Genomic DNA, 20,738 nt, shown 5'->3' on the forward strand with positions numbered 1-20,738 from the left:
AGAAGGGAGAAACGGGGGTGGGTGCGTCCCGCCGCGCGGACGGCGGCGGGAGCGAGGCAGAATCAGGCGTCAGGCGCTTCGTCCACGCGGAAATTCACGGCACGGGCCGGCACCACGGTGGAGATCGCATGCTTGTACACCATCTGCGTCACGGTGTTACGCAGGAGCACGACGTATTGGTCGAACGACTCGATGTTGCCTTGCAGCTTGATACCGTTGACGAGGTAGATCGACACCGGCACATGCTCCTTACGCAGCGCATTCAGAAACGGGTCTTGTAGCAATTGCCCTTTGTTGCTCATGGCACACTCCAGATTTATAGGTTTAGTGATGGGTTATGGGGCTAGGAAGCCCGGGTTCAAGCAGGCGACGCAAAAAAAGTTCGTCAAAAGAGTCGGCCAGACGCGTCCAAATGACGCCAATGGCGCCTGGGTTTGCAGACACCAAGCGCCATGTCTCGAGAATTTAGCCTTAGAAATCAGGGAAAGCAAACGGAAAACCGATGACCCCGCCATATGAAATGGCTCGGCCATTTTGGTGATCCCCCGTTCGAATGCCCCCGCGTCACACGCCCCCGTTGTCGAGCACCGCCCATACGCTCAATCGTTCGATTGAGCGTACGGGTTTTTGTTCGTACGAAATTCGATCCGAAGCGGCGTGCCTTTCAGTTGGAAGGCCTCGCGGAAACGCCCCTCCAGGAAACGGCGATAGGTCTCGGGGATATTCGACAGCGCGTTGCCGTGAATCACCACAATCGGCGGGTTGGAACCGCCCTGGTGCGCGTAGCGCAGCTTCGGGCGCGAGACGCCGGCACGACGCGGCTGCTGATACTCAACTGCCTCCATCAGCACGCGCGTGAGCTTGGGTGTCGGCAGCTTGACCATGGCAGCTGCGTAAGCGGCGTCCACAGACTTCATCAGCGCACCAATGCCCGTGCGCTCCTTGGCCGAGATGTAATGCACGTTGGCAAACGACAGGAACTGCAGCTTGCGCTCCATATCGTGCTTGATCCGATCACGAGCATGGCCGGTCAGACCATCCCACTTGTTCACGCCGATCACCAGCGCGCGCCCAGACTCGACGATGAACCCGGCGATATGTGCATCCTGATCGGAAATGTCCTGCTGCGCGTCGAGGATCAGCACAACCACGTTGGCATCTGCAATGGACTGCAGCGTCTTCACCACCGAGAACTTCTCGATCGCCTCGAACACCTTGCCACGCTTGCGCAAGCCGGCCGTATCGATGAGCGTGTAAGGCTTGCCGTTACGCTCGAAATCCACATAGATGGCGTCGCGCGTGGTGCCCGGCATATCGAACGCGATCACACGCTCTTCGCCAATCAGCGCGTTCACGAGCGTCGACTTGCCTACGTTCGGGCGGCCAACGATGGCGATACGGGTGCCATGGTTGTGTGCGTCGGCTGCCTCGGCAAGCTCAGGGCGCTCGGCAAAGGCCAGATCCAGCGCCTCGGCCACAAGGTCGTTGACCCCATCGCCGTGCGCGGCCGAGATGGCGGCCGGGTCGCCCAGACCAAGCTCATAGAAATCGCTGGCGACGGCGGTGTAGCGCATGCCTTCGGCCTTATTGACGGCCAGGAGGATGCGGCGCCCGGTTTTGCGCAGGTAGTCGGCAATCACACGATCCTGCGGCGCCAAGCCCAGACGACCATCGACAATGAAGATCACGACATCGGCCTCGACCACGGCCTGGCGCGTCTGCTTCGCCATCTCCGCAACGATGCCGTCCTTGGCGACGGGTTCGAAGCCGCCCGTATCGATGGCAATGAACGGACGGTCGCCCACGCGGCCTTCGCCGTAGTGGCGATCGCGCGTCAGGCCAGGGATATCCGCGACCAACGCGTCACGCGAGCGCGTCAGACGGTTGAAGAGGGTCGATTTGCCGACATTCGGCCGCCCTACGAGGGCAATGACTGGTTTCATGCTTGTGTGCCGCACGCGAAAGGCGCCACGGCAAATTCTGAGTGTTGCAACTGCGGTTGGCATCTGCACGGCTGAATGCCTGACGACACAGATGCAAGACGCCCGCGGGGTACGCGGGCGCAAGTTCAAAGCGGCGAGGCCGCCCCGATGTGATGCGTGTACCGCCGCAGCCCATCCGGGCCGAGGCGGCCGATGTTATTTCGGCAGATAGCCGTAAACGCCGCCACCGCGGGTTTGCACGACCAGCGTCTGGCCAACCACTACGGGTGCTGCGCCAATGGCACTGCTGTCGGTTTTCACGCGGGCGACGAACTTGCCGTCGTCACGTGATAGGAAGTGCAGCCAACCTTCGGAATCGCCCACGATGACCGCACGGCCAAACGCCAGCGGCGTACCGAGGTCGCGCCACAGCAGTGCGTCGTTCTTCCAGAGATCGGCACCGTTTTGTGCGTTAAAACCGTGGACCACCGACTTCTCGTCCGCCGCGAACAGCCCGTCATCATCCTGCGTCACACCGGTCGGCGACGAGAAATCACGACCCCAGCGCGGAGCGCCGGTGCTCAGATCAAAACAAGCCACGCGCCCCTGGAAGCTGGCCGCACAGACTTGCGAACCGTTGATCGACGGTGCACCGGTCACATCGTTCAGGCGCTCGATTTCCGATACACCACGCGGATACGACACGGCAGCTTCCCAGCGCAACGCGCCATTGCTGGCCGACAGCGCACCGAGTTTGCCACCGGCAAAACCGAGGACGATGTTATCGCCGGCGAAAATCATCGGCAGACTGCTACGCAGGTTCAGTGCCGACGGAGAACGCTGATAAATCCACTTGCGTTCACCGTTGCTGGGGTCCAGACCCAGGACGCGGCCATCAGTCGTGCGAACGATCACCAATCCCTGGCCCACCAGCGGCGCTGTCAGAACTTCACCGTTGACGGCGATCTTCCACTTCTGCGCGCCCTTTTCGTCGAACGCGATGACCGCGCCCTTCTCACCTGCCACCGCCGTCAGCGTGCCGTCGCTGCCTGGGCCGGAGGTGAGGTCCACGTCCGCCTTGCCTTGCCAGACTGCCCGACCGGTGGCGCCATCCAGGGCGGTCACGGTACCGCCGGCAGCCGACACGTAGACATTGTTGCCTGCCACCGCTGGCTGCATCACGTAGCGGCCGCTCTTGCCGACGCTCACGCTCCACACCTGGCGCACGGCCAGCACCTGCTGAACGTCCTTCAGCTTGGCCGGCTCATGCTTGTTCTTGCTGCTGAACAGCGAGCAACCGCCGAGGACAGCCGTCGCTGCCAGTGCCAGCACTGCCACGCGTGCCGCCTGTGCAACACCGCGCGCGACACCACCCTGCTCAAGTGCGTGAATCATGAAATCGGGATCCTTTTGTTATGCGTTGAATTGCACCGGGTGCGCCAATCAGGCGCCGCCCAGGGCATCCAGCTTGAACTGCACGATCTGGCGCGCGGAAGCGTCGGCCGGACCAAACTTTTCCAGCGCCAACTTGTAGGCAGCACGGGCGTCTTCGTTCTTGTTCTGCGCGGCCAACAGGTCACCGCGACGATCGGCGTACAGCCCGGCGAACGCCGGCGCAACGTCGCCGGAGACTAGCGCGATGCCCTGATCGTAGGCTTTCTCGTCGAGCAGAAGGCCAGCCAGGCGCAGCTTGGCGAGCGCCTTGTATTCATCGTCGCGCGCATGATCAACCGTCCATTGCAACTGCGCCTTGGCGCCGGTCGCATCGTTGGCCTCGTACAGCGCCTTGGCCGCGGCCAGCGCGGTCATTTGCGCGTAGGCCGTGCCGCCAAACTTGTCTTCCATGTCAGTCGCGGCGCGCTTGATCTTCTCAGCGTCCTTGCCATCAACGGCCTTCTGCACCTGTTCGTACAGCACGGACGCTTCGCCGGCCTGCTTGCGCTGCCAGTTTTTCCAGCCAAACCAGCCGGCCACAGCCAGCAGCACCACGATGGCGATCCACGTGATCACGTTGCCGTTATCACGCCACCAGTGCTTGAGACTCTCTATTTGTTCCTGTTCTTCGAGATCGTAGGCCATGCTTTGCAGAGCTTGATATTGGATGTGGGTCGCGGTGGTTCGCTGCCGAACGCACTGGCGCGGTTAATCGTTGTTGGCCACCATGGCATCGATCAGGCGGTCGACCAGCTGATCCGACGGCACGGTCTGCTGGGCATCCGCGGTCGGATCACCACGCAGCGGCTTGATCTGCGCAACACCTTGGGTGACTTCATCGTCGCCAATGATAACCGCATAGGATGCGCCACTAGCGTCAGCGCGCTTGAACTGCGACTTGAAGCTACCGTTGCGGCCTTCCGGCGAGGCATGCAGGATGACGTCGAGGCCGGCGTCGCGCAGTCGCTCTGCCGCAATCAGCGCGTGCACCTGCGCCTCATCGCCCTGGTGGACGATGTAGACGTCACAGCCTTGCGCTTCGGGCTCGAGCTTTTCCTCGCGCAACAGTTCGATGATGCGTTCGACGCCCATCGCCCAGCCGCACGCGGGGGCAGGCTTGCCGCCAATCTGCTCGATCAGCGGGTCGTAGCGGCCGCCGCCGGCCACGGTGCCCTGCGCGCCCAGCTTGTCCGTCGTCCATTCGAAGACGGTCAGGTTGTAGTAATCCAGCCCCCGCACCAGACGCGGGTTGATGGTGAACGGAATGTTGTTCGCCTTGAGCAGCTTCTGCACACCTTCAAAGTGCGCGCGCGATTCGTCGCCCAGGTAGTCGATCAGCTTGGGGGCACCTGCGGCCATGTCCTGCAGCGCCGGGTTCTTCGTGTCAAGCACGCGCAGAGGGTTGGTGTACAGGCGGCGCTTGCCGTCCTCATCGAGGATGTCTTGGAAGCCTTCCAGATATTTGATGAGGTCGGCGCGGTGCGCTGCGCGCTCTTCCGCCTGACCGAGCGAGTTCAGCTCCAGCTTCAGACCGACCAGGCCGAGATCGTCCCACAGGCGCTGGCACATCAGGATGACTTCTGCGTCGATGTCCGGGCCGGCAAAGCCCAGTGCTTCCACGCCCACCTGATGGAACTGGCGGTAACGGCCGCGCTGCGGGCGCTCGTGGCGGAACATCGGGCCGGTGTACCACAGGCGCTTCGGGCCGTCGTACAGCAGGTTGTGCTCGATCACGGCGCGCACGGCGGCAGCGGTGCCTTCCGGGCGCATGGTCAGCTGTTCGCCGTTCAATGCGTCGGTGAAGGTGTACATCTCCTTCTCGACAATGTCCGTCACCTCGCCGATGCCACGCACAAACAATTGCGTCTGCTCGACGATCGGCGTGCGGATCTGCTGGTAGCCATAGGCGCGCAGCATGCTGCGCACGGCGTTATCAAAGTGTTCCCACAGCGGGGCGTCACTGGGCAGCAGATCGTTCATGCCTTTGACGCCGGCGATCTTCTGCACGCGTTGTTTTTGTGTATCGCTCATGATGTCACGTTGAAAGCCTGCCTCTCGCATCTACCTGAATGCGGGGCCGACCGGTCGTTTCTTGCTCTGGCTTCGGGCTTCGAAGCCTGTGCCGCATTAGACCGTCGCCGGGGTCTGTACGCCGTAATGCGTGCGCACGTACTCGTCGACGATCGTCTGGAATTCTTCTGTGATGCGCTCGCCGCGCAGCGTTTTCACCTTCACGCCGTCAACGAACACCGGCGCCGCCGGCGACTCGCCCGTGCCTGGCAGTGAAATGCCGATGTTGGCGTGCTTGCTCTCACCGGGGCCATTGACGATGCAGCCCATCACGGCCACGTTCATCTCTTCGACACCGGGGTACTGCTTTTTCCACGTCGGCATCTGCTCGCGCAGGTACGACTGGATGCGTGCCGCCAGCTCCTGGAACACCGTACTGGTCGTGCGCCCGCAACCCGGACACGCAATCACCATGGGCGTGAAATTGCGCAGGCCCATGGTCTGCAGAATCTCTTGCGCGACGATGACTTCCTTCTCGCGGGGCGCACCCGGTTCCGGCGTGAGCGAAATGCGGATCGTGTCGCCAATGCCTTCCTGCAACAGCACCGACAACGCCGCCGTGGAAGCGACGATGCCCTTGCTACCCATACCGGCCTCGGTCAGGCCGAGGTGCAGCGCGTAATTGCAGCGGCGCGCCAGCTCGCGGTACACGGCAATCAGATCCTGCACGGCCGAGACCTTGCACGACAGGATGACCTGGCTGCCTGGCAAGCCCAGCTCTTCGGCCTTTTGCGCGGACTGGATCGCCGAGGTAATCAGCGCCTCGACCATCACAGCGCGCGCATCCCATGGAGTTGCACGCTGCGCGTTCTCGTCCATGATGCGCGCAAGCAGATCCTGATCGAGGCTGCCCCAGTTCACGCCGATACGCACCGGCTTATCGTAGCGGCAGGCGATCTCGATCATCTGCGCGAACTGCGTGTCGCGCTTGGCACCCTGCCCGACGTTGCCCGGGTTGATGCGGTACTTGGACAACGCCTGCGCACACTCCGGATAGTCCTGCAGCAGCTTGTGGCCGTTGTAGTGAAAATCGCCCACCAGCGGCACATCCACACCCATGCGGTCAAGCTGCTCGCGGATGGCCGGCACCGCGGCGGCAGCGGCCGGCGTATCCACCGTGATGCGCACCAACTCAGAGCCTGCACGCGCGAGCTCCTTTACCTGGATTGCGGTACCGATGGCGTCCGACGTATCGGTATTCGTCATCGATTGCACACAGACCGGCGCGTCTCCGCCGACATGCACCACGCGGTCGCCCCAGCGGATTTCGGCCGCGCGGGAGTTCCGGCGCGGCAATGGGCCCACCAAGGCTGGAGCGCAATCGAGAGGCGTGGTGATTTCCATGATCAGACAAGACGTACCGCCCGCAGGCGTCACGCCATTACAAAACGGTTCAGGGCAACGTGGCCCGTGCCACGCGATTGCGGGCGTACTTCTGGAGATCGACGGTGGCACCGCCCACGGCCAGCGACTCAACGGCTTCCGCATTGCCGAAGACGACCTTGAAGGGCGGCGTACCGGTCAGATCGCGTGCGTCACCTTCCTTGGAAATGCCACTGGCAAGCGTCTTCCCAGTCTTGTCCTTGATCTCGTACCAGGACGAACCGGAGAAGCGTATCGAGACCGAGCCACCGCCCGATTCAGCCGGCTTGGCGGCTTCTGTCGGCAGCGCAGCGACCGGAGCGTCGACATTAATCACAGCCGGCTTGGCACCCGCAACTGCTACAGCAGGCGCCGGCGCAGCGCCATTGTCCGAACGCGGCAGCGTGGGCGGCGGAGCCAGCGGCGCAGTCACCACACCGGAGGCCGGAGCGGCCGGCGTAACGGGCGTCAACGGTGTCGGCATCGAAGCAGCCGGCGTTTCTGCGGGCGCCTGCTCAACCGCTGGAGCCACTTGCGCGGGGGCGGCGTGCTCCACCGCCGGTGCTTCCTTCGCGGTGGAGTCGGTGTTTTGCGTAGCCGCAGTTTGCGTGGCGAACCACTGCTTGAGACGGTCCATACCGGCCAGCGCGCCAGCCGCCACAAGCACCGCAACCAGCACGCCGATCAGCCAGCGGCCACTGCCACTCCGACGCTTGGCAAAGCTCGGTTTGTCGGAGAACGATTCACCCAGCCCACCCTCAGGACGCAAGCCGATGTTGGTGACCGGCGCACGCGCGTTCAAACGCGCAAGCTGATCATCTACATTGACCTGCAGCGCGCGTGCATAGGCACGGATGAGCCCCTTGGTAAACGTCATGTCGGGCAATGCTCCGACATCTGCCGATTCCACCGCCAACAACTTGCCCGGCGCCACTTTCAATCGCGTGGCTAGATCGTCGACCGTCAGACGCTGATGCTCACGGCCGCCGCGCAGGCGTTCGGCAATCTCGCGCAGCGCTTCGTCGCGCTCCGGCGACGCGGCCGCAGGCGGATTCGAGGCAGGCACCGTCCCATGAGAGAAGTCGGCAGCGCTTGCCACGTCGCGATCAGTCATCCCAGGCTCCTCGTTCGAATGCCGCCTCTTCGGGCGCATTGGGGAAGCGACGCTGCAATTGCGCGCTCCATGCGTTCTGCTGCGAAGTGTCGCCAAGGCGGCGCGCGATGCGAGCGCCCAGCCACAGGCTTTCTGCCGTCGCATTGCCACGGCCATTCACACGTTCGATAAACGGCATGGCACGCGCATATTCGCGGCGTTTGTAGTAAAGCTGCGCCAACGTGAGGTTGGTCAGCAGATTGTTTGCGTCGATGTACGTGGCGCGCGTCAAACTCTTCTCCGCGCCGTCCAGATCGCCCTGACGCATCTGGCAGACGCCAAGGTTCGTCCACGGTTTGGCGGGGCTGCCGGCGGCGGGCGCCTCGATGGCCTGGCGCAACATCGCCATGCCTTGATCTGGCTTGCCTCCTTGCGAGCACAGGAACCAGCCGTAGTTGTTCAGCAGGTCACCATCTTGCGGTGTTGCGGCCAGAGCGCTGCGGAAACTCTCGTCAGCCTGTTCGCGTTGACCGAGATTCATATAAGCCAGCGCACGGATGTGATACGCGTTCGGGACATTCGGATCGATCGCGATGGCGTTCTTGATTTCCTCTAACGCTGTCGCACTCTGGCCGGCTTCCAAATACTGCGTCGCAAGTTGCAATCGGATCGCGGCGCGACGGCCGGCGTCGGCCTTTTGATCGGGTACGGTCGTGACTTCTCGTGTCTGTGTCTGGACCGGCGGCGACAATGCGCACCCGGCGGCTGCCAGCGTGAAGACCAGACTGACAGCTGTCGACCAACGCTTCATGCGGTACCCATGCGGTGAGTTGAGTCGGCCCCGACCACGGGGATCTCGACGATCTTGCCGAACTTGCCGCGCTCGGCCAAGCGCGTACGGTCTTTGACCTCGCCAGCGAGCTGGCCGCAGGCCGCATCGATATCGTCGCCCCGCGTCTTGCGGATGGTCGTGACAATACCGGCGTCCAGCAACACTTGTGAGAAGCGGCGGATCTGCTCATTGTTCGAGCGCTTCAACCCCGATTCCGGGAACGGGTTGAACGGGATCAGATTGAACTTGCACGGCACGTCGGCCACGACGCGCAGCAGTTCACGGGCGTGCTCGACGGTATCGTTGACCCCATCGAGCATGCAGTATTCAAAGGTGATGAAATCGCGCGGCGCGAATTCAAGATAGCGGCGACAGGCAGCCATCAGTTCGGCCAGCGGATACTTCTTGTTGAGCGGCACGAGCACGTCGCGCAGCGCATCGTTGGACGCATGCAGCGACACAGCAAGCGCCACGGGCACATCGCGCGCAAGGCGGTCCATCATAGGAACCACGCCTGAGGTAGATACCGTTACGCGCCGGCGCGAAAGGCCATACGCGTTGTCATCCAGCATCAAAGCCAGCGCCGGCACCACGGCGTCGTAGTTCAGCAGTGGCTCGCCCATGCCCATCATCACCACGTTGGTGATGACGCGGTCGTCCTTGGGGCCGCGACCGAGCTGCTTGCGCATGGCGAACTCGGCCATCCACAGCTGACCGATGATCTCGCCAGTGCTGAGATTGCGGGAGAAACCCTGCTTGCCGGTTGAACAGAACCGGCAGTTGACGGCACATCCCGCCTGAGACGATACGCACAACGTGCCACGGGTCTCTTCGGGGATGTAGACCGTCTCGACGGCATTGCCCTGCCCCACGTCGACCAGCCACTTACGCGTGCCGTCCGACGAGAGGTGATCGGTAATGACCGCCGGTGCCTGGATGTTGGCGCGGGTCGCGAGCTTTTCGCGCAGCGACTTGGCGAGATCGGTCATCTCGCCAAAGTCGGACGCACCCGACTGGTGAATCCAGCGCTGCAACTGCTTGGCGCGAAACGACTTCTCGCCCAGGCTCTCGCAGTACGCGAGAAGACCCTGTGCGTCGAAATCGAGGAGATTCACCACATCGCTCATGACTTGCAACCCAAAACTACCAATTCCAGTCTAGTGTTGACGCTTAGCGGCTGTAAATGTTCAAGCCCGGGAAGAAGAAAGCGACTTCCACAGCAGCCGTTTCAGCAGCGTCCGAACCGTGCACGGCGTTGGCGTCGATGCTGTCGGCGAAGTCGGCGCGGATCGTGCCCTTCTCAGCCTTCTTCGGATCGGTTGCACCCATCAGGTCACGGTTCTTGGCGATTGCGTTTTCGCCTTCCAGCGCCTGCACCATCACGGGGCCCGAGATCATGAAGTCCACCAGATCCTTGAAGAACGGGCGCTCCTTGTGCACGGCGTAGAACTGCTCGGCTTCTGCGCGCGACAGATGGATCATCTTGGCCGCGACGACCTTCAGGCCTGCGCCTTCGAAGCGGGCGTAGATCTGGCCGATAACATTCTTGGCCACGGCATCCGGTTTGATAATCGACAAAGTGCGTTCGAGCGCCATCAAAAACTCCAAAAAATGAAGGTGTTACGTGAAAGATAAACGTTAGATTCTAACACGGGAGGAAGCCAGATTGGATGTCAAGCGGCGCAACCCGATGCCGCGCATCTCGGGAGAGAAAAGAGGCGCAGCGATCACCTCACCCTGAACAGACTGGCTTTCGATGAACGCGCCTTAGCATCCCCTTATTGGGCGCACGAAAAGTCACCTGTGAACGGTGTTTTCCGCCGCGATTGCCCGCCAGCGACCGGAACCGCGTGGCATGCTGACTCTCCAAGTAAGGACGATGCGGCTTGCAAAAGCCGGCTTCGGATGCCACATTCGCTGTGTCGTCGCATTGTCTGCAATGTCATTCACCCCAAGGAGTTCGCATGGACAACCAACTCAACACGTACGGTTTTGGCGCTTCCGGCACCGCCGGCGCGTTGGCCGTCCGCAACCGCGTGCTGCGCAATACCTATTGGCTGCTCGCGCTTTCCATGATCCCCACCATCCTCGGTGCCTGGATCGGTGTCGCTACCGGCTTCAACCTGATGGGACGCAACCCGCTGATGGGTTTCGTCATCTTCATGGCAGTGGCCTTTGGCTTCTTCTACGCCATTGAGCGCTTCAAGAACAGTGGAATCGGCGTGGCGCTGCTGCTCGGCTTCACGTTCTTCATGGGGCTCATGCTGTCGCGACTGATCGGTATGATCCTGGGTTTCTCGAACGGGGCGTCGCTCATCATGACGGCGTTCGGCGGCACGGCGATCATCTTCGGTGTGATGGCGACGGTGGCCACAGTCAGCAAGCGCGATTTCTCCGGCCTGGGCAAATGGCTGTTCATGGGCGTGCTGGTGCTGATCGTTGGCTCAGTGGCCAATATCTGGCTGCAGCTGCCGGCGATGATGCTGACGATTTCGGTGCTGGCCATCGCGATCTTCTCTGCCTACATTCTGTTCGACGTGCAGCGCATCGTGAACGGTGGCGAGACCAACTACGTGACCGCCACTCTGGCGATCTACTTGGACGTCTACAACATCTTCACGAACCTGCTGGCGATCCTGGGGATCTTCGGCGGCAACCGCAACTAAGCTTCATCGCTGCGGCTAATGAAACAAAAAACCGGCGCCGAGTGCGCCGGTTTTCTTTTGCACGCAAGACTACATGATGGGCGATCAGTCGCGCTCGAATACCGCCATCGATTCCACGTGTGATGTGTGCGGGAACATGTTCACGACGCCCGCCCCCGCCAGCCTGTAGCCAGCTTCATGCACAAGCAAACCCGCATCGCGCGCCAGCGTGGCCGGATTGCATGACACGTAAACGATGCGCTTCGGCAGCAGATCAGCCGCATCATCGCCACGCTGAGACAGCTCAGCCAGCGCCTTGGACACAGCCAGCGCGCCTTCGCGCGGCGGATCGATCAGCCAACGGTCAAACTTGCCCAGCGCGGCAATATCATCGGCCGACACTTCAAACAGATTGCGGCAAGCGAATGTCGTCTTCGCGTCCAAGCCGTTGTGCTGGGCGTTGGCAAGCGCACGTGTCGTCAGCGCCTCACTGCCTTCGATACCCATAACCTCGCGGGCACACGTGGCCATTGGCAGCGTGAAGTTGCCGATACCGCAGAACAGGTCGAGCAGCCGATCGCCCGGTTGTGCGTCGAGCAGCTTCAGCGCCCGCGACATCAGCACCCGGTTGATCTGGTGATTGACCTGCGTGAAATCCGTCGGCTTGAACGGCATGCTGATGCCGAACTCTGGCAGCGTGTACGTCAGCGTACGATCGAGCGGATGGAACGGATAAACCGTATCCGGCCCTTTGGGCTGCAGCCAGAACTGAACGTTGTGATGATCGGCAAAAGCGCGCAGCTCAGCCTCATCCTCCGCGGTGATTGGCTCGAGGTTACGCAACACCAACGCGGTCACATCCTGGCCGACGGCCAGCTCGATCTGCGGCATACGCTGCACGATTGACAAGCGCCCCACCAACTCGCGCAACGGCACCAACAGCGCGGACACGTGCGGCGGCAACACCTCGCACGACGTCATGTCCGCCACATAGCTGCTTTTGCGCTCGTGAAAACCCACCAGCACGCCGCCTTTGGCCGCAACATGACGCACGGTCAAACGCGCGCGATAGCGGTAGCCCCAATCGGGGCCAGCAATTGGCCGGAATACCACGTCTGGACGCAGCTTAGCCAAATGCCACAGATCGTCTTCCAGGACGCGCTGTTTGATCGCAACCTGCGCGCGCGAATCCAGATGCTGCATCGAGCAGCCACCGCACACCCCAAAGAACTTGCACTGCGGCGTCACGCGCGAAGCGGACTGGCGCAGAATGTTCACAACGCTCGCCTGCTCGTACGACGGCTTGACGCGGTGACTGCGGTACATCACCCGCTCACCCGGCAACGCGCCTTCCACGAAGACAACCTTCCCCGGCGTGCCATCCTCGTTCATCAAACGACCGATGCCGCGCGCTTCGCCATCGAGCGAGACGATTTCCAGCGGCCCTACCACGGGCATTTCGGGCTTACGTCGGCCGCGGGGCTTGCCTGACGGCGTGTCCGGCGCAACCGTTGCTGGAGCAGAAGAGGAAGGCGTGACGTTGGGTGCAGCTTGAGACACGAGCGAGCCTGGGCAAAATGAGGACAAGGGCGGCATTGTAAGACACCGGAGGACCAGCATGGGCACCGTCATCCTGACGTGGAATATCCAGTGGGGCCGCGGCGCTGAGGGGCAAGTCAGCCTCGAGCGCCAACTCAGGCAAGCACGTGCGATGGGCGATTTCGACGTGTTATGCCTGCAGGAAGTCACCTCCGGCTTCTGCGATCTGCCGGGCCAACCCGGCCCCGACCAATGGAGCGAGCTCGCCGACGCGCTTGGCAGCGAATACACCATCATCAGCGGATTCGCGCTGGAGCGCCACAACGGCGGGCATGTACAGTGCTTCGGCAACGCCATTGCCACGCGTCTGCCCGTGCATTACATACGGCGCCACGCATTGCCCTGCCCGCCCGATGCGACGCCGTACATGCCGCGCATCGCCATTGAAGCGATCGTGCAGGCGCCTTTTGGCCCTTTGCGCATTGTCACCACCCATCTGGAGTACTACTCGGAGCCTCAGCGCGTGGCGCAAATCGATGTACTGCGAACCATCCATGCGGAAGGTTGCGCGCGTGCGAATCAACCATCCGTGCTTGGCACGGAGCCCGAAGCCGGCCCTTTTCGCCCGCTTGCACAGACCTCGGCAACCATCGTCTGCGGCGATTTCAACTGCAAGCCGGATTCGACGCCCAAGCGCCTGGCCACCGTGCCATTCACTCGCGAACCCGCTTTGCATGATGCGTGGGAGATTGCGCACGGCGCAACGCCGCAGCCACCGACTTTCGGCGTGCACGACCGCGCCGGCTGGACCGAACCGGCCTATGCGTGCGATTTCATGCTGATCAGTGAGCCACTGAAACCGCGCCTGCTACGCGTGGAAGTCAACAGTACCGCCCGGGCATCGGATCATCAACCGATGCTGCTGGAGCTTCGGAACGACTGAAAAAGCAGGAGAAAGGCGGAGGGACCGCAGGCCTTACAGCACCGCGTCCTTGCGCACCCCTTGCGAGGCGAAATGGCGCTTGAGCTTGACCAGCGCTTCCTGCTGAATCTGCCGCACGCGTTCACGCGTCAGACCCATTTCGGCGGCCAGTTCTTCCAGCGTGGCAGGCTCGATGTAGTTGAGGCCGAAGCGGCGCTCAACCACATAGCGATGCTTGTCGGACAAGCGTGCGAGCCACGACTTCATCAACTGCGACAGCTCGCGATGTGCAACCTCCTGATCGGGCGAGGCACCATGCTCGTCCGACAAGAAATCGAGCAGGCTCGTGCCGGGATCAAGATCGAACGGCGTATCCAGTGAAGTCGTGTGCTCGTTGAGCGAGAGCACGTCCTGCACTTCATCCGTGGTCTTGCCGAGCAGGTGGGCGATGTCTTCGAGGCTTGCGTCACGGCCATCCACGCCACTCTTTTCCAGATGGCGCTTGGCGCGTAGCACCTGGTTGAGCTCGCGAATTACGTGCACGGGCAAACGAACTGTGCGCGCCTGATTCATGATCGCGCGCTCGATACTCTGGCGGATCCACCACGTTGCATACGTGGAGAAGCGGAATCCGCGTTCCGGATCGAACTTTTCGATCGCGTGCATCAGACCCAGGTTGCCCTCTTCGATCAGATCGAGCAGTGGCACACCACGATTCAGATAGCCCTTCGCAATGCTCACGACCAAGCGGAGATTGCGCTCGATCATGACTTGGCGCGCAGCAAACTCGCCCGCCTTGGCCAACGTCGAGAAATGCAGTTCCTCGGCCGGGGTCAGAAGCGGCTTGATGCTGATGCGATTGAGATAGTGCTGAACGGTGTCGGCGGCCAGTTCGGCCTGCAGCACCTTGCGGAAGTCTTCCTCGGGTGCGGCTTCCTCGGCCTCTTCACCCTCTTCCTCTTCTTCATCGGGCTCGTCGGCACTGTCCGACGTGTCATTGAGATCGGCAGAATCGGAAGCAGGCAAATCGTCGACGAGCGCGTCGACGACTTCGATTTCTTCAGCAGGGGGCTGTGCCTCGCCGCGCGCACGCCGTCCCGCACGCCCATTCGGGGTGCGCTGGCCCTCTACAGCAGCGTCGATGTTGTCATCGGCGGGGGTGACGGGCGTGGCGGCTTTCTGGCGCGGCATGCATTCCTCTATTGAGGCGGCAAGTAGCGCATCGGATCGACCGGCTTACCGTTGCGGCGCACTTCAAAATGAAGCTTCACGCGATCCGCATCGGTACTGCCCATTTCGGCGATCTTCTGCCCTTTCTTAACCGTGGATTGCTCGGTGACCAGAACCTTATCGTTGTTGCCGTAGGCGGTCAGGAACGTGTCGTTGTGTTTGATGATGACAAGATTCCCGTACCCACGCAAGGGTCCAACGTGGATCACTTTTCCGTCGTCGGCAGCGACCACAGCATCACCACGTTTGCCACCAATGTCGATGCCCTTGTTGCTCTTGTCATCGAAACGGTTGATGAGCGAGCCGCGTGCTGGCCAGGCCAGCGAGATTGCGCCGTCGCTTGCCCCGGCAGGAGCACTGGACGACGCTGCGGGCGGCGGCGTCACCGGCGTGGAATCGGCCGGCGGGGTGGTCGTGTTGGCGGGGCGAACCGGCGTGACCACTGCCCCGGTGCTGCTGACCTCCGCGTTTGGCGGAACCACGCGTAACAGCTGATCGACTTCGATCTGATTCGGGTTGGCGATGTTGTTCCAGGCCACCAGGTCGCGCGGCGCCTGGCCATTACGCAAGGCGATGCTGTACAAGGTATCGCCACGCTTGACCCGATAGTAGCCAGGGGGCGGCGGCTCTTGCGACACGGTGCCAGTGCTGCCGGCACGCGAGGTGCGGTCGAGAACAGGGGCCTGGTTGCCGGAGGATGCGCAAGCCGCCAGTAGTGCGGCCGACACCATCGCCACGGCGAGCCGGCCTGCGCGTGCGGGGCTTGGACGGTTCATGGAGCTCCGGGAAATGAACATGCTAAACAGTTCCTGATTTTAACGGGACAAAGAAAACGCCTTCAAGCGCGGTACTGTGAAACTGGAAGCGGCTGCGGCGCTCGATGAGAACGAGCTGCTGCGCGGGGCCGCTGTTGCGATCGGTAGCCACCGGAGCAATCAGCCGGCCGCCGACGGTCAGCTGGTCGAGAAGCGCCTGCGGCACCTCTAGCCCTGCCGCCGCCAGGATGATGGCGTCGAACGGCGCGGCCTTCGGCAGCCCCAGCATGCCGTCGCCATAGTGCAGACGGATGTTTGGCACACGGAGTGGCCGCAAGTTCGCTTTGGCTTTTTCATGCAGCGGGCGGACGCGCTCGATCGAGTACACCTCATCGGCGAGCTGCGCCAGCACGGCTGCCTGGTAGCCGCAGCCGGTGCCAATTTCCAACACGCGCGCCAGCGGCATGCCAGTGCGGCCGGACCGTCCACTCAACAACAACTCGATCATCCGTCCGACCACTGACGGCTTGGAGATCGTTTGCTGATGACCGATCGGCAAAGCGGAATCTTCATATGCCTGTGAGGCAAGGCCGGCATCGACAAACAGATGGCGCGGTACCGTGCCGATTGCAGCGAGCACGCGCTTATCACTCACGCCTCCCGCCTGCACTCGGCCAACTAACGCCTGACGCGCACGGTCCGATGCCATGCCGCCGGCAGCCGCGTGCGCTGCCGCCGTGCGTGCCTGTACGGCGCTCGCGGCGACAGCGCCGACAACAGCGTCGACACCCGCCACACGCTGTGGCGCAGGCGCAGGAGCGGATGTGGGCGACGCGCGCTCAACGGATGCCGCACGCACCGGCGTGGGGCGTGACACTGCGCTCACCCCCGACGAGATACGCGTTTCACGCTGACGCTCCACGGGCTTGCGCTCGACCACTGCGTCAAGCGTCAACGGAAAGCGCCGGTCTCGCGGGCGTTCAGACATGAGCCACCCTGACGATCATGGCGTCTGCCAGCGGCGCACGGTGCGCAGTTGGGCCGTATCGGTCAGATCGAGCTGCAGCGGTGTCAGCGAAACGAAGCCATGCGCGACGGCATGGAAATCGGTGCCCTCGCTGGCGTCTTTCGCATCGCCGGCGGCACCGACCCAGAAGATCGGCTCGCCGCGCGGATTGGCTTGGCGGATCACCGGCTGCGATTGATGTCGCTTGCCCAGACGCGTCGCGCGCCAACCGGCCAGCTCGCCGTAGGGCAGATTCGGGATATTGACGTTGAGCAGGACCGGGCCGTCCAGTGGATCGGTCAAATAGCGCTCGACCACCTCGCGGGCAACACGCTCGGCGGCGTCGAGGTGCGTCCAGCCCTTGTCGGCCTGCGAGAACGCAATCGACGGAATACCAAACAGATAGCCCTCGATGGCAGCGGCGACGGTGCCGGAATACAGCACGTCTTCGCCCATGTTCTGACCCTGGTTGATACCGGAGACGACCAGGTCGGGCTTCTCCTCGATCATGCCGGTAAGCGCGATGTGCACGCAGTCCGTCGGCGTGCCGTTGACGAAGCGAAAGCCCTTCTGGGCACCGTCGGTCGCTTCGAACACCGAAAGCGGGCGCTGCAGCGTGAGCGAGTTCGACGCGCCGCTGTGGTTCTGCTCCGGTGCGACCACCGTCACGCGGCCCAGGGGGCTCAGCGCACGATGCAGCGCCGCGAGCCCGGGCGCGAGGTATCCGTCGTCGTTGGCAATGAGAATATGCATGGCGCGGATTGTAACCGAGCAACGTTCTCGAATCGTGCTCGGGCATACGTTCTGCACGCTTACAAAAAATGCATCGACAAGCCGCACGATTCATCGCATCCGGTTAAATCGAACGATCGTGCTTTTATTCGGTTACACTGCCAGACGAGATCGCGTGCAATGCATGCGAGATGGCGAACAATCCAACGCAAGACTGTTGAGGAGACACAAGATGAAAGCCGTCGTCTGCAAGACCTGGGGCCCGCCCGAATCGCTGGTGATCGAAACGCTGCCGGACCTCTCGCCGGGCACCGGCGAAGTCGTGATCGACGTAAAGGCCGCGGGGGTGAATTTTCCTGACGTGCTGATCATCCAGAACAAGTACCAGTTCAAGCCGGAGTTGCCGTTTACGCCCGGCTCGGAAGTCGCGGGCGTGGTCAATGCGGTAGGCGAAGGCGTGTCACACCTCAAGGCCGGCGACCACGTGATCGCCTTCCTTGGCCAGGGCGCCTTTGCTTCACAGGTGAAAGCATCGGCCAAAGTGGTGATGCCGATGCCGCCTGGCATGGCGTTCGACACCGCCGCCGCATTCACGCTTACGTACGGCACGTCGCACCACGCGGTGGTCGATCGCGGACAACTGAAGGCCGGCGAGACGATGCTTGTGCTCGGCGCGGCCGGCGGCGTTGGACTGGCGGCCATCGAGATCGGCAAGGCGATCGGCGCACGCGTCATCGCGGCGGCGTCGAGCGACGAAAAGCTGGCGGTCTGCAAAGACCACGGCGCCGATGCACTTATCAACTATTCGACCGAAGACCTGCGCGAGCGCATCAAGGAATTGACCGATGGCAAAGGCCCCGACGTGATCTATGACCCGGTCGGCGGTATTTATGCGGAACCGGCCTTCCGTTCGATTGCCTGGCGCGGCCGCTACCTCGTGGTCGGATTTGCCAACGGTGAGATTCCGAAGATGCCGCTGAACCTCGCGCTGCTGAAGGGCGCGTCGCTGGTCGGCGTGTTCTGGGGCGAGTTTGCTCGTCGCGAGCCGAAGGCGAATCTGGCGAACATGATGCAGATGCTCGGCTGGATGCAGGAAGGCAAGATCCGTCCGCATATCTCGGCGCGCTATCCGCTGGAGCAGACGACACAAGCGCTGCTGGACATGGCGGCGCGCAAGGTGACGGGCAAGGTGGTGATCCAGCCTTAAAGAACGCACGCGCTGGAGACAAAAAAGCCGCGCAGGTTGATCGCCTGCGCGGCTTTCTCTTTGGTGCAACGGATTATCAGGCCGCTTCTTCCAGCGTCGGATAGTCGGTGTAGCCCTTTTCCTGGCCACCGTAGAACGTTGCGCGATCTGGCTGGTTGAGCGATGCGCCGGCACGGAAGCGCGCCACCAGATCGGGATTGGCGATGAACGGACGACCGAACGCAACGGCATCAGCCAGACCGGAGGCGATCATCTGCTCGCCCTCTTCCGCCGTGTATTGGCCGCACACGATGAGCGTGCCCTTGAAGGCGTCGCGCAGTTGACGACGGAAATCGTTGGTCAGCTCGGGACCGCCGGCCCAATCCGGCTCGGCAATGTGCAAATAGGCGATGCCACGCTTGGTCAGCTCGCGGGCGAGGTACAACGCGCTTTCTTCAGCCTGTGCGTCGGCAATGTCATGCGCGACGAAGTGCGGAGACAGGCGGATGCCGACTCGGTCTGCGCCAATCTCCGCGATAGCGGTATCGACGACTTCGAGAATCAGTCGGGCGCGGTTTTCCAGGGAGCCGCCGTATTGGTCGGTGCGCTGGTTGCTGTTGGTCGAAAGGAATTGGTGCAGCAGGTAACCGTTGGCGGCGTGGATTTCAACGAAATCGAAACCTGCACGGCGTGCACGCAGCACGGCTTGACGATATTGCGCGATCACACCGGGGATTTCTTCCGTGGCGAGCGCGCGCGGCTCGCTGGTCGGCACATTGGCGGGCGTGCCGTCGGGCTGCACGACAAAGCTCTGTGCGCCCTTGGCGACGATGGCCGACGGCGCGACAGGTGCCTGGCCATTTTCCTGCAGCAACGTGTTGGAAATGCGGCCCACGTGCCAGAGCTGTTGCGAGATGCGGCCGCCCTTGGCGTGCACGGCATCCACCACCGCCTTCCAGCCGGCTTCCTGTTCGTCGGTGTACATGCCCGGCGTCCAGGCGTAGCCCTGGCCCTGGCGGGAAATTTGCGTTGCTTCCGTCACGATCAGGCCCGCGGTTGCACGCTGGGCGTAATAGGTCACGTTCAGTTCGGTCGGCACGTCACCCGGCTGGCCGGCGCGCGAGCGCGTGAGCGGCGCCATCACGACACGATTGGCGAGGGTCGTACGGCCGGTCTGAATCGGGGACAGCAATTGTTGGGTCATATCAGCTCCTGAAAGAGAGACTATTCGACCGGTCATCTAGAACCGGAATCAAAGAAAAAGCGAGGGACATGCCTCGCCGGCAATGGTTTGGGTTGCAATCAGTGTTTCGGCTTGGCCAGCAGGATTTCAGTTTGCGCCACACAGCTCTTGAATGCGGCGACCGTGCGGTGCGCCTTGGCCAACAGCGCGCCGCCCATCCACATGGCGTACAGCCCTTCGGCCAGCTGACGCGCATCCTCCACAGGCGCTAACGAACCGTCGGCGACGCCTGCCTCGATTGCCGTGGCGATGCGCTCGACCATGCGCGTCATCCCAGTCGACAGCACCTTGCGCATCGGCTCCGACAAATCCGATACCTCTCCCGACAGCTTGACCGCCAGACAGGTGACTTCGCACGCGCTGCGCTCGTGCAGATCGATCCAGGCCATGAAATAGCGCAGCAGCCGCTCGCGGGCGGTGATGCGCGTGTCGTTGAACAGGCTCACAACGCCCGCGTCGTAGTCCTGGAAATAGCGCTCCAGCATGGCAACGCCAAAATCTTCCTTCGACCCGAAGTAGTAATAGAACGAACCCTTGGGCACTTGTGCGCGGCCGAGGATTTCAGCCAACCCGACGGCCGAAAAGCCGCGCCCGAGGATCAGCTCGGCACCGGCGTCCAGGATGCGGTCGCGGGTGTCATGCCGGGCTTCGGCGCCTTCAGCGGTGACGGGTTCGGGGTGCTTGCTCATGATGGATGGCATTGTAGTAGACCGACCGTCTAGTTGCATGACCCTGCTCACGGCAGGGTCGATGTGACGCTTGCGTCG

At 62.4% G+C, this 20,738-nt stretch carries 20 protein-coding genes; 3 read left to right on the forward strand and 17 right to left on the reverse strand.

Features of this window, described 5'->3' with window-relative positions; genetic code table 11:
- Window positions 1-62: 62 nt before the first annotated feature.
- From hfq to ndk, 10 genes are all read right to left on the reverse strand, one after another.
- A complete protein-coding gene (gene hfq, locus BM136_RS08510; RefSeq protein ID WP_004626316.1) occupies window positions 63-302 on the reverse strand; it encodes an RNA chaperone Hfq in 240 nt (79 codons plus the stop codon).
- A 297-nt stretch (window positions 303-599) separates the two neighbouring features.
- Window positions 600-1,943 (reverse strand): ribosome biogenesis GTPase Der, encoded by a 1,344-nt coding sequence (gene der / locus BM136_RS08515; RefSeq protein WP_024975961.1) that lies wholly within the window; start codon window positions 1,941-1,943, stop codon window positions 600-602.
- A gap of 195 nt (window positions 1,944-2,138) precedes the next feature.
- The gene (gene bamB / locus BM136_RS08520; RefSeq protein ID WP_092971456.1) at window positions 2,139-3,317 is read right to left on the reverse strand and encodes an outer membrane protein assembly factor BamB; all 1,179 of its coding nucleotides are present in this window, start codon (window positions 3,315-3,317) and stop codon (window positions 2,139-2,141) included.
- A 48-nt stretch (window positions 3,318-3,365) separates the two neighbouring features.
- On the reverse strand, window positions 3,366-4,001 hold the full coding sequence (locus BM136_RS08525; protein ID WP_092971457.1) for a YfgM family protein: 636 nt from the start codon (window positions 3,999-4,001) through the stop codon (window positions 3,366-3,368).
- Between the two features lie 63 nt (window positions 4,002-4,064).
- Entirely contained in the window at window positions 4,065-5,387 is a 1,323-nt protein-coding gene (hisS, locus tag BM136_RS08530) for a histidine--tRNA ligase (RefSeq protein ID WP_175537106.1), read from the reverse strand.
- Window positions 5,388-5,483: 96 nt separating this feature from the next.
- The gene (gene ispG / locus BM136_RS08535; protein ID WP_092971459.1) at window positions 5,484-6,770 is read right to left on the reverse strand and encodes a flavodoxin-dependent (E)-4-hydroxy-3-methylbut-2-enyl-diphosphate synthase; all 1,287 of its coding nucleotides are present in this window, start codon (window positions 6,768-6,770) and stop codon (window positions 5,484-5,486) included.
- Between the two features lie 49 nt (window positions 6,771-6,819).
- Window positions 6,820-7,902: a RodZ domain-containing protein gene (locus BM136_RS08540; protein WP_092971460.1), complete on the reverse strand. Its 1,083-nt coding sequence runs from the start codon at window positions 7,900-7,902 to the stop codon at window positions 6,820-6,822.
- Window positions 7,895-8,692 (reverse strand): type IV pilus biogenesis/stability protein PilW, encoded by a 798-nt coding sequence (pilW, locus tag BM136_RS08545; RefSeq protein ID WP_092971461.1) that lies wholly within the window; start codon window positions 8,690-8,692, stop codon window positions 7,895-7,897. Before pilW ends, BM136_RS08540 begins: the two co-directional genes overlap by 8 nt.
- Window positions 8,689-9,840, reverse strand: coding sequence for a dual-specificity RNA methyltransferase RlmN (rlmN, locus tag BM136_RS08550; protein ID WP_092971462.1), 1,152 nt, complete (start codon window positions 9,838-9,840; stop codon window positions 8,689-8,691). The genes pilW and rlmN overlap by 4 nt, the downstream gene beginning before the upstream one ends.
- Before the next feature lie 43 nt (window positions 9,841-9,883).
- Window positions 9,884-10,309 (reverse strand): nucleoside-diphosphate kinase, encoded by a 426-nt coding sequence (gene ndk / locus BM136_RS08555; RefSeq protein ID WP_045204261.1) that lies wholly within the window; start codon window positions 10,307-10,309, stop codon window positions 9,884-9,886.
- Between the two features lie 368 nt (window positions 10,310-10,677).
- Here ndk and BM136_RS08560 point away from each other — a divergent pair, with 368 nt between their 5' ends.
- Window positions 10,678-11,379 carry a Bax inhibitor-1/YccA family protein gene (locus tag BM136_RS08560; protein WP_092971463.1) on the forward strand — a complete coding sequence of 234 codons (702 nt, stop codon included), beginning with the start codon at window positions 10,678-10,680 and terminating at the stop codon, window positions 11,377-11,379.
- Between the two features lie 84 nt (window positions 11,380-11,463).
- On the opposite strand, the gene rlmD is transcribed toward BM136_RS08560, so the two are convergent.
- Complete coding sequence (rlmD, locus tag BM136_RS08565) at window positions 11,464-12,816, reverse strand: 23S rRNA (uracil(1939)-C(5))-methyltransferase RlmD (RefSeq protein ID WP_092971464.1); 1,353 nt, start codon at window positions 12,814-12,816, stop codon at window positions 11,464-11,466.
- Window positions 12,817-12,976: 160 nt separating this feature from the next.
- On the opposite strand from rlmD, the gene BM136_RS08570 reads away from it, so the two are divergent.
- Entirely contained in the window at window positions 12,977-13,840 is an 864-nt protein-coding gene (locus BM136_RS08570; RefSeq protein WP_092971465.1) for an endonuclease/exonuclease/phosphatase family protein, read from the forward strand.
- A gap of 33 nt (window positions 13,841-13,873) precedes the next feature.
- Here BM136_RS08570 and rpoS read toward each other — a convergent pair whose 3' ends face one another.
- From rpoS to surE, 4 genes are read right to left on the reverse strand one after another with little or no spacing between them, the layout of a single operon-like run.
- Window positions 13,874-15,010, reverse strand: a complete 1,137-nt coding sequence (rpoS, locus tag BM136_RS08575; RefSeq protein WP_092971466.1) for an RNA polymerase sigma factor RpoS — start codon at window positions 15,008-15,010, stop codon at window positions 13,874-13,876.
- An 8-nt stretch (window positions 15,011-15,018) separates the two neighbouring features.
- A complete protein-coding gene (locus BM136_RS08580) occupies window positions 15,019-15,846 on the reverse strand; it encodes a peptidoglycan DD-metalloendopeptidase family protein (RefSeq protein ID WP_092971467.1) in 828 nt (275 codons plus the stop codon).
- Between the two features lies 1 nt (window position 15,847).
- Window positions 15,848-16,792, reverse strand: coding sequence for a protein-L-isoaspartate(D-aspartate) O-methyltransferase (locus BM136_RS08585; protein WP_092971468.1), 945 nt, complete (start codon window positions 16,790-16,792; stop codon window positions 15,848-15,850).
- 15 nt (window positions 16,793-16,807) lie between these two features.
- On the reverse strand, window positions 16,808-17,563 hold the full coding sequence (gene surE, locus BM136_RS08590; protein WP_092971469.1) for a 5'/3'-nucleotidase SurE: 756 nt from the start codon (window positions 17,561-17,563) through the stop codon (window positions 16,808-16,810).
- 211 nt (window positions 17,564-17,774) lie between these two features.
- On the opposite strand from surE, the gene BM136_RS08595 reads away from it, so the two are divergent.
- Complete coding sequence (locus tag BM136_RS08595; RefSeq protein ID WP_092971470.1) at window positions 17,775-18,749, forward strand: NADPH:quinone oxidoreductase family protein; 975 nt, start codon at window positions 17,775-17,777, stop codon at window positions 18,747-18,749.
- A gap of 76 nt (window positions 18,750-18,825) precedes the next feature.
- On the opposite strand, the gene BM136_RS08600 is transcribed toward BM136_RS08595, so the two are convergent.
- Window positions 18,826-19,932: an alkene reductase gene (locus BM136_RS08600; protein WP_092971471.1), complete on the reverse strand. Its 1,107-nt coding sequence runs from the start codon at window positions 19,930-19,932 to the stop codon at window positions 18,826-18,828.
- 98 nt (window positions 19,933-20,030) lie between these two features.
- Entirely contained in the window at window positions 20,031-20,660 is a 630-nt protein-coding gene (locus BM136_RS08605; protein ID WP_092971876.1) for a TetR/AcrR family transcriptional regulator, read from the reverse strand.
- Window positions 20,661-20,738: the final 78 nt, after the last annotated feature.

Origin of the sequence: Ralstonia sp. NFACC01, from assembly GCF_900115545.1 — a bacterium.
GTDB lineage: Bacteria > Pseudomonadota > Gammaproteobacteria > Burkholderiales > Burkholderiaceae > Ralstonia > Ralstonia mojiangensis.

Bases quoted from the DNA above. Each gene is read 5' to 3' on its own strand.
- hfq (WP_004626316.1), bottom strand. From the start codon at position 302: ATGAGCAACAAAGGGCAATTGCTACAAGACCCGTTTCTGAATGCGCTG.
- der (WP_024975961.1), bottom strand. From the start codon at position 1,943: ATGAAACCAGTCATTGCCCTCGTAGGGCGGCCGAATGTCGGCAAATCG.
- bamB (WP_092971456.1), bottom strand. From the start codon at position 3,317: ATGATTCACGCACTTGAGCAGGGTGGTGTCGCGCGCGGTGTTGCACAG.
- BM136_RS08525 (WP_092971457.1), bottom strand. From the start codon at position 4,001: ATGGCCTACGATCTCGAAGAACAGGAACAAATAGAGAGTCTCAAGCAC.
- hisS (WP_175537106.1), bottom strand. From the start codon at position 5,387: ATGAGCGATACACAAAAACAACGCGTGCAGAAGATCGCCGGCGTCAAA.
- ispG (WP_092971459.1), bottom strand. From the start codon at position 6,770: ATGGAAATCACCACGCCTCTCGATTGCGCTCCAGCCTTGGTGGGCCCA.
- BM136_RS08540 (WP_092971460.1), bottom strand. From the start codon at position 7,902: ATGACTGATCGCGACGTGGCAAGCGCTGCCGACTTCTCTCATGGGACG.
- pilW (WP_092971461.1), bottom strand. From the start codon at position 8,692: ATGAAGCGTTGGTCGACAGCTGTCAGTCTGGTCTTCACGCTGGCAGCC.
- rlmN (WP_092971462.1), bottom strand. From the start codon at position 9,840: ATGAGCGATGTGGTGAATCTCCTCGATTTCGACGCACAGGGTCTTCTC.
- ndk (WP_045204261.1), bottom strand. From the start codon at position 10,309: ATGGCGCTCGAACGCACTTTGTCGATTATCAAACCGGATGCCGTGGCC.
- BM136_RS08560 (WP_092971463.1), top strand. From the start codon at position 10,678: ATGGACAACCAACTCAACACGTACGGTTTTGGCGCTTCCGGCACCGCC.
- rlmD (WP_092971464.1), bottom strand. From the start codon at position 12,816: ATGCCCGTGGTAGGGCCGCTGGAAATCGTCTCGCTCGATGGCGAAGCG.
- BM136_RS08570 (WP_092971465.1), top strand. From the start codon at position 12,977: ATGGGCACCGTCATCCTGACGTGGAATATCCAGTGGGGCCGCGGCGCT.
- rpoS (WP_092971466.1), bottom strand. From the start codon at position 15,010: ATGCCGCGCCAGAAAGCCGCCACGCCCGTCACCCCCGCCGATGACAAC.
- BM136_RS08580 (WP_092971467.1), bottom strand. From the start codon at position 15,846: ATGTTCATTTCCCGGAGCTCCATGAACCGTCCAAGCCCCGCACGCGCA.
- BM136_RS08585 (WP_092971468.1), bottom strand. From the start codon at position 16,792: ATGTCTGAACGCCCGCGAGACCGGCGCTTTCCGTTGACGCTTGACGCA.
- surE (WP_092971469.1), bottom strand. From the start codon at position 17,563: ATGCATATTCTCATTGCCAACGACGACGGATACCTCGCGCCCGGGCTC.
- BM136_RS08595 (WP_092971470.1), top strand. From the start codon at position 17,775: ATGAAAGCCGTCGTCTGCAAGACCTGGGGCCCGCCCGAATCGCTGGTG.
- BM136_RS08600 (WP_092971471.1), bottom strand. From the start codon at position 19,932: ATGACCCAACAATTGCTGTCCCCGATTCAGACCGGCCGTACGACCCTC.
- BM136_RS08605 (WP_092971876.1), bottom strand. From the start codon at position 20,660: ATGAGCAAGCACCCCGAACCCGTCACCGCTGAAGGCGCCGAAGCCCGG.